This window comes from Lentzea sp. NPDC004782 (assembly GCF_040609115.1).
Lineage (GTDB): Bacteria > Actinomycetota > Actinomycetes > Mycobacteriales > Pseudonocardiaceae > Lentzea.
In genome coordinates, this window is the sequence record NZ_JBEXJN010000002.1 from 234,337 (window position 1) to 248,316 (window position 13,980).

Here is a 13,980-nt window from a genome sequence, read left to right on the forward strand (position 1 = left end):
TGGCGTGGGCATCGAGATGCCCGCCGAGGTCCGCTGGTTGATCCCCATCGTGGTGGGCGACGACTGGCCCGAAGGCGACGAGACGGCACTGCAGCGCCTCGCTGAAGTGTGGAAGACCGCGGCGACCGACATCGGCAACGCCATGCGCGAGGCCGAGGACGCGGTCAAAGAGGCGACGTCCCACATGGACGGTGAGGCCGCCGAGGCGTTCAAGAAGTACTGGGAGCAGTTCGTCAAGGGCGAGGAAGCCACCTTGCCCAAGATGAAGGACGTCTCGGAGAAGCTCTCCACGGCCTGCCGCAACTGCGCGATGCAGGTCGAGTACGCCAAGCTCTCGATCATCATCGCCCTGGTGATCCTGGCCATCCAGATCGCCATGATGATCGCCTCCGCCGTCGGCACCTTCGGCGCTTCGACAGCGGGCATCGTCCCGGCCCAGATGGCCACCCGCGCGGGCGTGCAGATCATCTTCCGCCAGCTCGTCCAACGCCTCATGCAGCAGGTGGGCCGCAACCTCCTCGGCAAGCTCGCCATGCAGGTCGGCATCGAGGTGGCCACCTCCGTGGCCACCGACCTGGCCGTCCAGGGCATCCAGCTGGCCGAGGGCACGCGCGACTCCGTCGACACGAACCTGACCCTCGACGCCGCCAAGTCGGGCCTCATCTCGGGCGTCGTCGGCTTCGGCGTCGGCGAGGGCATGGGCAAGGCCTTCGGTGAGGGCGTCGGCCACTCCCTCGGCAGGTCCATCGGCCGCAACGCCGCCGAAGAGGCCATCACCGGCATGGGCAGCGCCCTCGTCGAAGGCGCCATGAGCGAGGAGGGCATCAAACTCGACGACGTCCTCAAAGCAGGCACCAGCGGCGCCGTCAGCGGCACCGTGAGCGGCGCCAAGTCCCACGTCGAGGGCCTCAACTCCCACATCGACGTCCCCACCGCCGGCGACATGCCCACGTCCCGCCCGGACGCCCCATCCCGCATGGACGCCCCACACGCGCCGCCGATGCCTTCGGCACCGCCGTCGTCCTCTCCGTCCACAGCGGACACCCCGCCACCACCCCGCGCCGCCGACACGGTGAACACGTCGTTCGCGGCTCCTCCTGTCGAGCAACCGACCCACCGCCCGGCCACCCCCGACACGGCACCCGCTTCCTCTTCCGCACCACCTCCGCAGGGTTTCCAGCAGGCACCCGCCCAGCCCGCCCCAGCAGCGGCACCACAAAGCGCCACGCCCGCACCGCGGTCAACGTCCGCAGCCCCGATGAACGCGCCTTCGAGCGGCTTCTCGCCGAGCAGCAGCCCCAGCTCGGCAGGTGGCACCGGCCCTTCCGGCGGTTCCCACTCGCCCACCGCGGGCGGTCCGCCACCGAACAGTCCGTCGCCGGCCGGCAGCAGCCACACACCGGCCGTCAGCGCCTCGGCGCCGAGCAGCGCGGGCCCTGCTCACAGTGGTCCCGCCTCGCCCGGTCCCGCACCGAGCGGCACGGGCGGGCCTGTTCACGGAGGCCCCGCGACTTCTGGGCCGCCGCTCGGGGGCGGCGCGCCGATGGCTCCCGGTGGCCACACCCCAGGCGGACCGCCCCCGGGAGGCACGCCTTCGGGAGGCCCGACTCCCGGCAGCCACGCACCCAGCGCCCCGAGCCACAGCACCCCAGCTTCAGCCGGCCCAACTCCCAGCGGCCCCGTACCCGGTGGCCCGACTCCGGGTGGCCCCGTGCCCGGCGGCCTGCACCCCGGCGGCCCAGTGCCCGGCGGACCGGTGCCAGTCGGACCGCAACACGGTGGTCCAGTCGCAGGCGGCCCCACCCCCACCGGGCCTGGCCACCCACCGGCAGGGCCTTCTCCCAGTCGACCCGCTCCCGTGCACTCGACGCCGTCCGGCCCCGGGCCCGGCGGACCGCTCAGCCCGACCCAGGCACCGTCGAACCCCTCGCAGCGGACCACGTCCCCGGACGGTGTCCACCAGGCGGCGATCAGCACCTCACTGGCGCCGCCACCGAACCGCCCGCCCGCAGACTCCCCGTCACCGCAGCAGCACCCGTCGCCCCAGCAGCCGGCGCCGACGCACGTGCCGCCACCAGGCAACACGTCCGCCCCGCAGTACCAAGCACCCCCTCGGCACCAGGCACCACCGCCCAGGGGCCCGCAGCCCGCGCACCACCAGCAGGGCCCGCCTCCCCAGCGGTCATCGCAGCACGCGCCGCCGGTCGGCCCGAACCCGCAGCGCGCACCCCACCCGGCGGGACCGCCCTCGCACGCCGCGCCACCGCACTCTGCGCCACCGCACCAGGCAGGGCCACCGCACCAGACAGCACCGCACCAGTCAGGGCCACCACACCCCGCCGGTCCGCCGACTGGCCACGTGCCACGTCCGCCCTCCGACGCCACGACGCCGCACGAGCGGTCCGCGCGCACGCCGTGGGAGGAGAGCAAGCGACTCAGGACTCCGGTACCGCTGCCGGACGGCCTCAAGCACCTGCAGAACGACGTCAAGCACACCAAGGCCGGCTTGTCGTTGCACGACAGCAACTACAAGGCCTACCCGCACTCCGCGGCGATGGTCGCTCCCGACCCCCACCGCTACACCGTCGACCTGCACGGTTCATCCGACAGCGTCCGCGTCGGGAACACCGAGCTGACGCCGAAGAACCTCGCCGACATCATCCGCGGCAGCGGCGACTGGGACGGCAAGCAGCCGATCCGCCTCATCTCCTGCCAGACCGGCACGAAGTCGGACGGGTTCGCTGCCCGCCTGAGCCAGGAGCTCGGCGTCGACGTCGTCTCCCCCACCAAAGACGCGTGGGTCGACGACATGGGCAACGTCTTCGCGAGCTCGACGCACTTCGACGCCAAGCGCGGCGACTTCTCGCCGGGCTGGCCGCCGAACGGCGACTGGGTCACGTTCCGGCCGGACGGCACGAGCACCAAGCACGACAGGCCCACCCCGCCCGGCTCCTCACCGACCTGGGGCGACGTGACGCCGGAGGACCGACCGCGCGCCTGGCGCCGCGGCGAGGACGGCACGTGGGTCACAGACGCCAACGACAACTGGCACTTCGTCCCCGCCCGCAACGCTCCGCCACCACACCCGATCCGCGGCGGCGAACAACCGCAGTGGACGCCGAACCAGGCACCGCCGAACCACCACCAGCCGAACCCCCGTCAGCAGTTCAACCGCCAGGGCCCGCCTCCCGGTTTCCTGCAACCGGAACGGGGTCCGCAACGTCCCGTGCAGGGACCGCCGCCGGGCCGGCTCCCCCAAGGCGGCCAGCCGAACCCGATGAGGCACGACCCGAGGCACCAGCAGCAACAGCGCATGCCTCAGCCGGAGCCTCGCCGGTTCCCGCAGCAGCAGCCCGGCGCCTTCGGGCCACGTGGGTTCGGCCAGGGCGGGTTCGACCCGAACCAGCAGCAGCACCGGCAGGCGCCTGCACCGAACCAGACCCATCCCCCGCGCCAGGCACCCGGTTTCGTCCCCAACCACGACCAGCGGCGTCCCGTCCCGCCACCCGGTCCGGACGGCCGTCCCCTGCCGCCGCGCCCGATGCAGCCCCCGCCTCAGTCGTTCGGCCCGGACCCGCGCCACGCGGCACCGGAGCACCGGCCTCAGCACCAACCGGAACCCGTCGTCGCACCGCAGCAGCATCCGGAGCGGGTCGACGCACCGCAGCAGCACCACCAGCCACCCGTTGCAGAGCAACCGAAAGAGATCCAGCGGACGCCCGACGGCGTCGAATGGGTGCCGCTGGAAGAACAGCTCACCATGACCCGCGATCGCCCGATCACGGCGACCGAGCTCGCCCTGCGCGAACGGGCACTGGAGCTGTACGCGAAGGACAAGGGGTTCTACTTCGGCTACGACCGGATGAAGCTCAAGTCCGAGGTCGTGCACTACAAGGTCGGCCTCGACGGCAAGTTCATCGAGATTCCGCGCGAGATCCCGACGCTGGAGCGTCCCGACAGGCTCACACCGGGCTACCTGAAAGAGCTCGCCGAGCACGTCTCCAAGTACGGACAGCCGGAGGCTCCGGCACACACGTTCACGCCGAAGTCGGACGACCTGCCACCCGGACGCACCGCGCAGATCCCGCCCGGCGCGTACGCGAACACCGTGGTGCCGGTCCACCCCGCGCAGCTGCACTTCAACACGAGTGGCAACGGCGACCGGCTCATCCACCGCAACGAGCCGGACTTCCTGAACCCGAGGAAGGCGATGTTCCGCCGGATGAGCTACGAGATCCGCGGCGTGGAGAACGGCTCGGGAATCGCACCCAAGGGCACCAGAGGCAACGCCGAAGCGCACATCGGCGGCGACACCGACAGCATCTACGTGTCGTTTACCGACAGCCTCGATCACGCGATCAGCCGCAGCCCATCTGCGCTACCTCCCGGCGAGGTCGAAGCGGGTCACGTGATGATCGACTACATCGTCGAGGCGTACCACCCGAACGGCATCGACGTCGACGCCAGCTTCCACGATGCGGGCGTGGCGTCACCGCACCGCGAGAACGAGTACCTGTTCGCCGGCGGCATGCCTAACGAGAACATCTACCGGATCTGGAAACTCCAAGTGACGCTCGACGGATCAGGCAACCCGACCAGCACGAAGGTTGTGGGAGCGCTCGTTAACCGAAGGTTCAAGTACCTGAGCCAGATGGGAGACCGCTGATGCACATCACCGAGACGAGCCTCGACGCGCACCTGCCGGTCACCGCGCCGATCGAAGATCACCCGGACAAGTACGGGTACAGGTTCGACGCGACGATCTGGAGGACGCTGCACGGCCATGCCCCGATCCGCAGCCTCATCTGGGACTTCTGCGTGCATGACCTGTACACCGCCGCGACAGAGCTGAACGAGCTGGAGATCAGCACGGACGAGCGCGGGACACGGATTCTCGACCTGTACACCGACATGGCCTACAGCCCGTTCACCCGTAGAACTGAGCGCATCGCCATCCGCGGATGGGACCTGGTCAAATTCGTCTGCGCGGACCCGAACTTGACCATCCGGTTCAACAACGCCTCCGAGCTGGAAATGACGATGGAAGCAGCTCTTTTGCGGCGGCTGGGACTGGAGCTGCAGAACTCCCGCAAGCCGCAGACGACACACAAAACCATCGTCATCGGCATCACTGCCAACGAAAGCACCGAGGCGCAGTCATGAAGGCAGTTCTTCCGGAGGTCCTGCCGCAGGGCTTCCACGCCGTGAGCAACGACCAGATCGAGCAGTCGGAGCCGGGCTTCAAGACCACGAACGGCTGGGGCTGTCTGCTGCGCCTGAGCGGGTCCGAGACCCTGACGATGCTGCCCCTCGTGGAGTCGCTCTTCGACCTGCACGTTGTCGGGATGGCCGGTGAGCAGGCGCTGTACGTGGACGAGGTGCGCGCCGACGGACTGCTGGTCCGCGCCGCCACGCCGCAGACCGAGAACCTCCCCCGGCAGACCATGCCGGTCACCGCGTTCGACCGGATCAGCCTGGTGCGGTTCGACGAGCTGGAGGAACTTCAGCCGGGAACGGTGCCGTTCCTGCAGGTGACGCCGAGCCCTCACGAGAAGCCACACACCTCCGTGGACGAGATCGCGGACCGGATCGCAGTGCTCCTGTCCGACCACGCGCCCGACGGCTGGGCGGAGATCCGGGTCGAGTGCGACGCCCTCGCGGGCTGGCAGCTGCTCACCACGTCCGCGGTCACCGCGGCCGGTGACGAGGTGCACTGGCTGCCGCCCGTGGAGGTCAGCCAGTGGTTCCACCGGCTGCGCGCGGCGGGGTTCCACACCCCCGGCGGTGCCTGGTACCGGGCGAACTTCGTGCTGACGCGCGGTGGGTCGCCGACCCTGCGAGTCGACTGGGCGGTGGAACCTCGCTGGAAGTCGTTCTTCCCCAGGCCCCGGCGCGGCGGCCCGCGCTACCGGCATATCAGGAACGAGCTCGCGTACTTCCCCCGCGCCCTGTGGGAGACCCCGGACTGGCTCGTACTGGCAGCCGCCCAGGACCACGACGACTGGGGCCCGTTCAACCCGGGCAGCCGCATGCCGGCACGTGACGACTTGGAACCGGTGTCACTGGTGCGCACCTTCGACGGCATCACGACAGACGGCGTGCCGAAACTGTTCCGCCCGGCCATGTCCAGCTCCGAGGTGGAGGCCGTCCTCGCCTACCTCGACAAGGCACCGGTCGTGCTCGCCTCCCGCGAGCTCGTGCCCGACCTGCTCGACCCCGCACGTCCGCAGCGGGTGCCGATGGCCTACCAGACGGACGGCCGCTGGGTGTGGTCCAGTTCGGTCGCCTACTACCTGCGCACCCACCGCGTGTGTCCTGATCTCGCGTTCCTGGCCCACGTCCGGCTGCACCGGTACGAGCTGCCGGCTCGCGTTCCGTCCCCACAGCGAGCACGAGCACTGTCGGCGGCCACCAACCAGATCGCACTCATCGACACGGAGCCGAACACCCTCGAGCTCTTCGAGCCCGGCCTCGCAGACGAGTTCGACCAGGCCCGCAAAGCCGTGCTGGCCGTCGCGGCCCACCTCAACCTGGACCCGGCGAGCTACTCGCTGGGCGACGTCGCCGATGGCGCGCTCTGCCTGCTGCGCAAGGTCGACCGGTACGCGGTGTTCTGGCTGCACGACGGCGAACGCCGTTTCTACGCCGAGTTCGACAGTCCCGGTGACGCGGCGACCTACCTGATCGGCTTCTTCTACGCCTACGCGGGTTCGTTGCAGCGGGCCTGATTCACTGTGCACGTGGACGACCTGATCGCGGCGATGGCCTCGCTGACCGGCTCTTCCGCCGATCCGGAGGTGCTCGGCGGCGACCGCGGTGACGTCGTGGTGGTGCGCGTTGGCGACGTGGTGGCCAAGGCGCACCAGGCGGGCACCGACGTCGAGGCCCTCGCGCAACGCCTGGAGATCGCGGCGGCGCATCCGGAGCTGATGCTGCCGCCGCTCAAGCCCCTGCGGTTCGTCGAGGATCGGCCCGTGACGGTGTGGCCGTACGGGACGCCGGTGAGCCAGGCCGACCCCGACGCGGCGCCGTGGGAGGAGAGCGCGGCGCTGCTGGCGAAGCTGCACGCGTTGCCCGCGCAGGGGCCGGTGGCCGGAGCGCCGGAGCGGATCGTGCGCGCCATCAAGGCCCTGCCACCCGATCTGCCGGACGCTGGTGTCGTCTTGGAGGCGTTCCAAGCGCTGCCGTCTCTGGACCTGGCCGGGCGAGCGCTGATCCACGGCGACTGGCACCTCGGGCAGCTCGTGCACCGAGGGGCCTGGCGACTCATCGACGTGGACGACCTCGGCGTGGGCGATCCGGTGTGGGACCTGGCGCGACCTGCGGCGTTGTTCGCGGCGGGCATCCTGCCCGGTGATCTTTGGGCGCGGTTCCTCGACACCTACCGTGAAACGGGCGGTGTGGCCCTGACGACATCGGAATGGGACGTCCTCAACATCCCGGCCCAGGCATACGTTGTTCAGATGGCGGCACGGGCTCTCATGACCGGTCTGCAGGCAGTGGAACCGCTGATCGATGCGTGCCGTCGGATCATCGCGACGCACGACACCGGAGACCGCCGCTAATATCGCTTTTGTCCGGTCCCACCCAGGAGGCTCACACGATGCAGTGTCCCAAGTGTCATGCAAATATGCGCACGTTCGACCGCATGGGCGTCCACATCGAGCAGTGCGACGGCTGCCGCGGGGTCTTCCTCGACTACGGCGAGCTGGAGTCGATCACCCGCCTCGAAACCCAGATGCACACGCCGCCGCCCGTCGCCCCGCCGCCGCCTCCGGCGCACTACCCGGCCCAGCCCGCATGGGGTGCCGCGCCGCAGGTTCACCACCACCACGGCGGCCACGGCTACTACGGCCACCGCAAGCACCACGGGCTCGCAGGCCTCTTCTTCTCCTCGTGAGTCCGCGCGGCCCCGGATCCCTGCTCCGGGGCCGTTGACGACTACCGAAAAACGGGTAGATAATCGGTAGTCAACGGGAGGAGTAGCCATGTCTGTCGCGACCGAGGCCGCCCACATCCGGGACCTCTTCGAAACGATCGAAGAGATCGAGTCCGTGGCATCATCCCTGGCAGAAGACGACGAACGCCGCCGCAAGCTCGATGGCGTAGTGGCCAAAACCCTCCGCCAGGCCCCACCGGTGCGCCCCGTGGTGGCAGGCGAGCTCCTCGACCTCACCGAGAAAACCGTGAAGGCCTGGGCCCGCGAAGGCGTACTGGCCATCCACAGCCAAGAACCGCGCATGCTCCTCGACACCGTGCGCCTGCACGAGGTCCTCCACCTCGTCTCCGACCTCCGCCGCGCAGGCAAAACCCGCGGCCTCATCGACGAAGTCCACCGCCGCCTGAGCGACCAGTCACTGCTGGACCGCTCCGACCTCGCCACCTCCCTGGACGAGATGCGCAGCGGCAAGGGACGCGTGGTCCGCCAAGCTTGATCCAGGTAGTAGAAACCCACACCGCACACGCCCAGGCCAACGGCCTGCGCGGCCGAGCCCGCCTGGCCTACGAACGCTTCCTGGACGACCTCGCCCACTCGGGCTGCGCCGCCCTCGGCTACCGAGTGACGGGCCCAGAACCCCTCCCCCGCCTCTGCGTGAAGCACCTGCGAGGCGCCGACCGAGTAGTGGTCGCCTTCCCGTCCCCCGACGTCGTGTGGGTCCTCCTGGTCGGCCCGCACGACGACGACCCGGGCCTGGACCTCTACGAAGCCCTCTACGAGATGGCAGGCGTACGCCCCCGCCTCTCGGAGAAGCGCACCAAGCCCCGCTGCTGCACCGACGAGCCCGGCGTCCCACCCCTGGTCGACGAGAACCTCGTCGACGACCTCGTCATCCGAGCCCGAGCCTTGGCCCGAGCCCGCCGCCGCTAGGACTCCCGGTCCAACACGAAGTCATCAGCCTTCGAGTCGTAGTGCAGGTACGGCACGTTCCTGGGGTCGAGCCCTTCGAAGGCCAACGCGACCGGCCGCCCGAACGCCTGTCCCACCGCACGCAAGAACGCGCCGAGCAAGTCCACTCGATCCTGCCCCTGCAACTCTCGAACGTCGATGTCGAAGTCAAGATCCTCGCCCTCGACGAGGAGGAAATTGACCTGAAACCCTTCCGCAGGCCAGACCGCGAGCGTTCCGCCCATCAGGACTTCCGACCTCCAGCCCCGCGCCTGCACCAACCCGTCGACAGCAGCCCGGCCACCACGCCCTGCTCCAACAACGCATCCGTCATGCAGGTAAGCGTCCGACGGGTCGAACCACTCGCGAACATCGCTCCACCACAGTTCCCCCATGTGCTCATAGAAGCAGGCACGCGCAACCAGATTCTACCGACAAATTTTCTTGTCAAGACAGGGATAGTTGTCCTACGCTCGGTTCACACGACGAACGGAGCCGACCATGTCCTTCCAGGCCTACCTCGACGGCGCGGAGAAGAAGACCGGCAAGACGCCGGCCGAACTGCTGGCAGCGGCCGCAGAACGCGGCTACGACGCCACCACCAAGGCAGGCGTGGTCCTGGAGTGGCTGAAGACCGACTACGACCTGGGCCGAGGCCACGGCATGGCGCTCTACCACGTGCTGAAGAACGGCCCGACCATCAGCGAGAAGCACGTGGGCACCACCGGCACCCACCGAGACGAATCGACAACACTCCGCCTCGACGGACTCGCAAACCGCTGATCACCCGCGATGGCGCAGCCGAGCCCGTCTTTCCAGATGGACCCGACACCGCAAGCACCAACGCAACCGCAAGCCGCCCAAAGCAACCGGCGTGCCATCAACCCGCGTAAGGCGCTGGCCGGTCCTTGATCAGATTGGCGGGGTCCGGGGCGGAGCCCCGAAGCTCTAAACAGGACCCGCCCTGAGCAAGGTGACCACCGCAAACTCGCGTCTCGCAAGGCGACCACCCACAAATCCCGCCGCTCGCAACGGAACCGCACGCTGACGCAGGCGTCCCCCCGAACCGGGAACCCCTACATCTCAACGTACTCAGCAGGTCCGACAAGATCAGAAAACGGAAACGGCCCCCGGAGCGAAAGCTCCAGGGGCCGTCCCACGTCAACCAGCGACTAGCGGTAGTCCCGCCCGAAGTCGTAGTCGTCCAGCGGCACCGCGGCACCAGTTCCAGTCCCGAACACGTCGGGCGTGTAGTACCCGTCGTCGTACGAGGGGATCGCGTACGCAGCCGCACGCGCTTCCTCGGTCGGCTGGACCTGGATGTTGCGGTAGCGGTTGATGCCCGTACCAGCCGGGATCAACTTACCGATGATCACGTTCTCCTTCAGACCGATGAGCTTGTCCGAACGCCCGTTGATGGCGGCGTCGGTCAGCACACGAGTGGTCTCCTGGAACGACGCCGCGGACAGCCACGAGTCGGTGGCCAGCGAGGCCTTCGTGATACCCATCAGCACCGGACGACCGGCGGCCGGCTCGCCACCCTCGGCGACGACGGCGCGGTTGCCCGACTCGAAGTCCGCCCGCTCGACCAGCGAGCCCGGCAGGAACTCCGTGGCACCCGAGTCGATGATCGTGACCCGGCGGAGCATCTGCCGGACGATGACCTCGATGTGCTTGTCGTGGATGGCCACACCCTGGGCGCGGTACACCTTCTGCACTTCCTGCACCAGGTGCAGCTGGGCCTCGCGCGGGCCCATGACGCGCAGGACCTCGTGCGGGTCCGGAGTACCTTCCAGCAACTGCTGACCGACGGCCACGTGGTCGCCGTCCTGCAGCGGGCCGGTCGCCGTGTTGGCGAGACGCTGACGCTTGGACAGCTTCTCGAACACGATCTCCTCGGAGCCGTCGTCCGGGATCAGCGTGATCTTCCAGAAGCGGTCGCCGTCCTCGATGCGGACGCGGCCGTCGACGTCGGCGATCGGCGCCTTGCCCTTCGGGACGCGGGCCTCGAAGAGCTCCTGGACACGCGGCAGACCGGTCGTGATGTCGTCACCGGCCACACCACCCTGGTGGAACGTGCGCATCGTCAGCTGCGTACCGGGCTCACCGATGGACTGGGCGGCGACGATGCCGACGGCCTCGCCGACGTCGACCAGCTTGCCGGTCGCCATCGAGCGGCCGTAGCAGGACGCGCACACACCGACCGCGGACTCGCAGGTCAGGACCGAGCGGACCTTCACGCGGAGGATGCCCGCCTCGACCAGCGACTGCATCGCCGGGTCGCCGAGGTCGTCGCCGCGGTTCAGGATCAGGTTGCCCTGCGCGTCGTGGATGTCGTCCGCGACCGTGCGGGCGTAGACCGACGTCTGCGCGAACTCGTGCAGGCCGACCTTGTCGCCCAGCTGCTCGCCGACGGTCATGTTCACGCCACGCGTGGTACCGCAGTCGATCTCGCGGATGATGACGTCCTGCGAGACGTCCACCAGACGACGGGTCAGGTAACCCGAGTCGGCGGTGCGGAGCGCGGTGTCGGCCAGACCCTTGCGGGCACCGTGCGTCGCGATGAAGTACTCGAGCACCGACAAGCCCTCGCGGAACGAGTTCTTGATCGGGCGCGGGATGTACTCACCCTTCGGGTTGGTCACGAGACCACGCATACCCGCGAGCGAACGGACCTGCGTCATGTTGCCGGCGGCGCCGGACTGGACGATGACGCGGATCGAGTTGTCCTCGGGGAAGTTGTCTTCCATGATCTCGTGGACCTGCTCGGTGGCCTTGGTCCACACCTTGACCAGCTCGGAGTTGCGCTCCTCGTGGGAGAGCTGACCGCGCTGGTAGCGCTTCTCCACCGCGTCCGCGAGGCGCTCGTGCTCCTCGAGGATGTCCTGCTTCGCGGCGGGGACGAGGACGTCCGAGATCGCGACGGTCACGCCGGAACGGGTGGCCCAGTGGAAACCGGCGTCCTTCAGCTTGTCCAGCGTCCGGGCGACGGTGACCATCGGGTACCGCTCGGCGAGGTCGTTGATGATCACGGCCTGCCGCTTCTTGGGCATGACCTCGTTGATGAAGGCGTAGTCCTGCGGCAGGATCTCGTTGAACAGCACGCGACCCAGCGTGGTCTCCGCGAGCCACGGCTGACCGGGCTCCCAGCCCTCCGGCTCCTGCCCCTTGGGCGGGTTCTTGTCGGAGATGCGGATCTTCACCATCGCCTGCAGGCCCAGGACCTTGCGGTCGAACGCCATCAGGGCCTCGGCGGGCGACGAGTAGAAGTGACCCTCGCCGATGTCGCCGGCCTTGTGCCGGGTCAGGTGGTACAGACCCGTCACCATGTCCAGACGCGGCATGGCCAGCGGCTTGCCGGACGCCGGGGACAGGATGTTGTTCGACGACAGCATCAGCACGCGGGCCTCAGCCTGCGCCTCGGCCGACAGCGGCAGGTGAACAGCCATCTGGTCACCGTCGAAGTCGGCGTTGAACGCCTCACAGACCAGCGGGTGCAGCTGGATGGCCTTGCCCTCGACCAGCTGCGGCTCGAAGGCCTGGATGCCGAGGCGGTGCAGCGTGGGAGCACGGTTGAGCAGCACCGGGTGCTCGGTGATGACCTCTTCCAGCACGTCCCACACGGCCGGGCGCGCACGCTCGACCATCCGCTTGGCGGACTTGATGTTCTGCGCGTGGTTGAGGTCGACCAGCCGCTTCATCACGAACGGCTTGAAGAGCTCCAGCGCCATCTGCTTGGGCAGACCGCACTGGTGCAGCTTGAGCTGCGGGCCGACCACGATGACCGAACGGCCGGAGTAGTCGACGCGCTTGCCGAGCAGGTTCTGGCGGAACCGGCCCTGCTTGCCCTTCAGCAGGTCGGACAGCGACTTCAGCGGGCGGTTACCGGGACCGGTGACCGGGCGGCCGCGGCGGCCGTTGTCGAACAGCGCGTCGACGGCCTCCTGCAGCATCCGCTTCTCGTTGTTGACGATGATCTCGGGGGCGCCGAGGTCGATCAGTCGCTTCAACCGGTTGTTGCGGTTGATGACGCGGCGGTACAGGTCGTTCAGGTCGGAGGTCGCGAAGCGGCCACCGTCGAGCTGCACCATCGGGCGCAGGTCCGGCGGGATGACCGGGACGCAGTCCAGGACCATGCCCTGCGGGTTGTTGCGGGTCGCCTGGAAGGCGGCCACGACCTTCAGCCGCTTGAGCGCGCGCAGCTTCTTCTGGCCCTTGCCGCTGCGGATCGTCTCGCGCAGGACCTCGGCCTCGGCGTCGACGTCGTAGTCACCCAGCAGCTTCTGGATGGCCTCGGCGCCCATGGCACCGGTGAAGTAGTCGCCGTAGCGGTCGTACAGCTCGCGGTAGAGCAGCTCATCGGCGATGAGCTGGCCCTTCTCCAGCTTGGTGAAGGTGCTCCAGATCTCGTCGAGCCGGTCCAGCTCGCGCTGGGCGCGGTCGCGGAGCTGGCGCATCTCGCGCTCGCCGCCCTCCTTGACCTTGCGGCGGACGTCGGACTTGGCGCCCTCCGCCTCCAGCTCGGCCAGGTCGGCTTCCAGCTTCTGAGCACGCGCCTCGACGTCCGCGTCACGGCGGTTCTCGACGCGCTTGCGCTCGACCTGCATCTCGCTCTCGAGCGTCGGCAGGTCGTTGTGGCGCAGCTCGGTGTTCACGCCCACAATGACGTAGGCGGCGAAGTAGATGATCTTCTCGAGGTCCTTGGGGGCCAGGTCGAGCAGGTAGCCCAACCGGCTGGGAACGCCCTTGAAGTACCAGATGTGCGTGACCGGAGCGGCGAGCTCGATGTGGCCCATGCGCTCACGACGCACCTTCGCACGCGTCACCTCGACGCCGCAGCGCTCACAGATGATGCCCTTGAAGCGCACGCGCTTGTACTTGCCGCAGTAGCACTCCCAGTCCCTGGTGGGACCGAAGATCTTCTCGCAGAACAAGCCGTCCTTCTCGGGCTTGAGCGTGCGGTAGTTGATGGTCTCGGGCTTCTTGACCTCGCCGTAGGACCACTGGCGGATGTCGTCCGCGGTCGCGAGACCGATGCGGAGCTCATCGAAGAAGTTGACGTCGAGCACGTCTACTCTCTTCCCCTTTTTAGA

General features: G+C 68.7%; 10 protein-coding genes. 8 read left to right on the plus strand and 2 right to left on the minus strand.

The genetic code is table 11. The features are described 5' to 3' along the window. The first annotated feature begins 4 nt into the window (after positions 1-4). The 7 genes from ABZV40_RS02850 to ABZV40_RS02880 all read left to right on the plus strand — a co-directional run bounded on the left by ABZV40_RS02850 (position 5) and on the right by ABZV40_RS02880 (position 8,869). Positions 5-4,666 carry a hypothetical protein gene (locus tag ABZV40_RS02850; protein ID WP_355434729.1) on the plus strand — a complete coding sequence of 1,554 codons (4,662 nt, stop codon included), beginning with the start codon at positions 5-7 and terminating at the stop codon, positions 4,664-4,666. Beyond that, on the plus strand, positions 4,666-5,163 hold the full coding sequence (locus tag ABZV40_RS02855) for a hypothetical protein (protein WP_355434732.1): 498 nt from the start codon (positions 4,666-4,668) through the stop codon (positions 5,161-5,163). The genes ABZV40_RS02850 and ABZV40_RS02855 overlap by 1 nt, the downstream gene beginning before the upstream one ends. Next, positions 5,160-6,728 (plus strand): hypothetical protein, encoded by a 1,569-nt coding sequence (locus ABZV40_RS02860; protein WP_355434735.1) that lies wholly within the window; start codon positions 5,160-5,162, stop codon positions 6,726-6,728. Before ABZV40_RS02855 ends, ABZV40_RS02860 begins: the two co-directional genes overlap by 4 nt. A gap of 12 nt (positions 6,729-6,740) precedes the next feature. Next, on the plus strand, positions 6,741-7,565 hold the full coding sequence (locus ABZV40_RS02865) for a phosphotransferase (protein ID WP_355434738.1): 825 nt from the start codon (positions 6,741-6,743) through the stop codon (positions 7,563-7,565). Positions 7,566-7,603: 38 nt separating this feature from the next. Continuing rightward, complete coding sequence (locus ABZV40_RS02870) at positions 7,604-7,900, plus strand: zf-TFIIB domain-containing protein (protein ID WP_355434741.1); 297 nt, start codon at positions 7,604-7,606, stop codon at positions 7,898-7,900. 88 nt (positions 7,901-7,988) lie between these two features. After that, positions 7,989-8,435, plus strand: coding sequence for a hypothetical protein (locus tag ABZV40_RS02875; protein WP_355434744.1), 447 nt, complete (start codon positions 7,989-7,991; stop codon positions 8,433-8,435). Then, on the plus strand, positions 8,432-8,869 hold the full coding sequence (locus tag ABZV40_RS02880; protein ID WP_355434747.1) for a hypothetical protein: 438 nt from the start codon (positions 8,432-8,434) through the stop codon (positions 8,867-8,869). The genes ABZV40_RS02875 and ABZV40_RS02880 overlap by 4 nt, the downstream gene beginning before the upstream one ends. On the opposite strand, the gene ABZV40_RS02885 is transcribed toward ABZV40_RS02880, so the two are convergent. Continuing rightward, positions 8,866-9,282, minus strand: a complete 417-nt coding sequence (locus ABZV40_RS02885) for a hypothetical protein (RefSeq protein ID WP_355434751.1) — start codon at positions 9,280-9,282, stop codon at positions 8,866-8,868. The two genes, ABZV40_RS02880 and ABZV40_RS02885, sit on opposite strands and share 4 nt — an antisense overlap. Positions 9,283-9,388: 106 nt before the next feature. Here ABZV40_RS02885 and ABZV40_RS02890 point away from each other — a divergent pair, with 106 nt between their 5' ends. Next, positions 9,389-9,670 carry a DUF4287 domain-containing protein gene (locus tag ABZV40_RS02890; RefSeq protein WP_355434754.1) on the plus strand — a complete coding sequence of 94 codons (282 nt, stop codon included), beginning with the start codon at positions 9,389-9,391 and terminating at the stop codon, positions 9,668-9,670. 389 nt (positions 9,671-10,059) lie between these two features. Here ABZV40_RS02890 and ABZV40_RS02895 read toward each other — a convergent pair whose 3' ends face one another. Then, positions 10,060-13,956, minus strand: a complete 3,897-nt coding sequence (locus ABZV40_RS02895) for a DNA-directed RNA polymerase subunit beta' (RefSeq protein WP_355434757.1) — start codon at positions 13,954-13,956, stop codon at positions 10,060-10,062. Between the last annotated feature and the right edge of the window lie 24 nt (positions 13,957-13,980).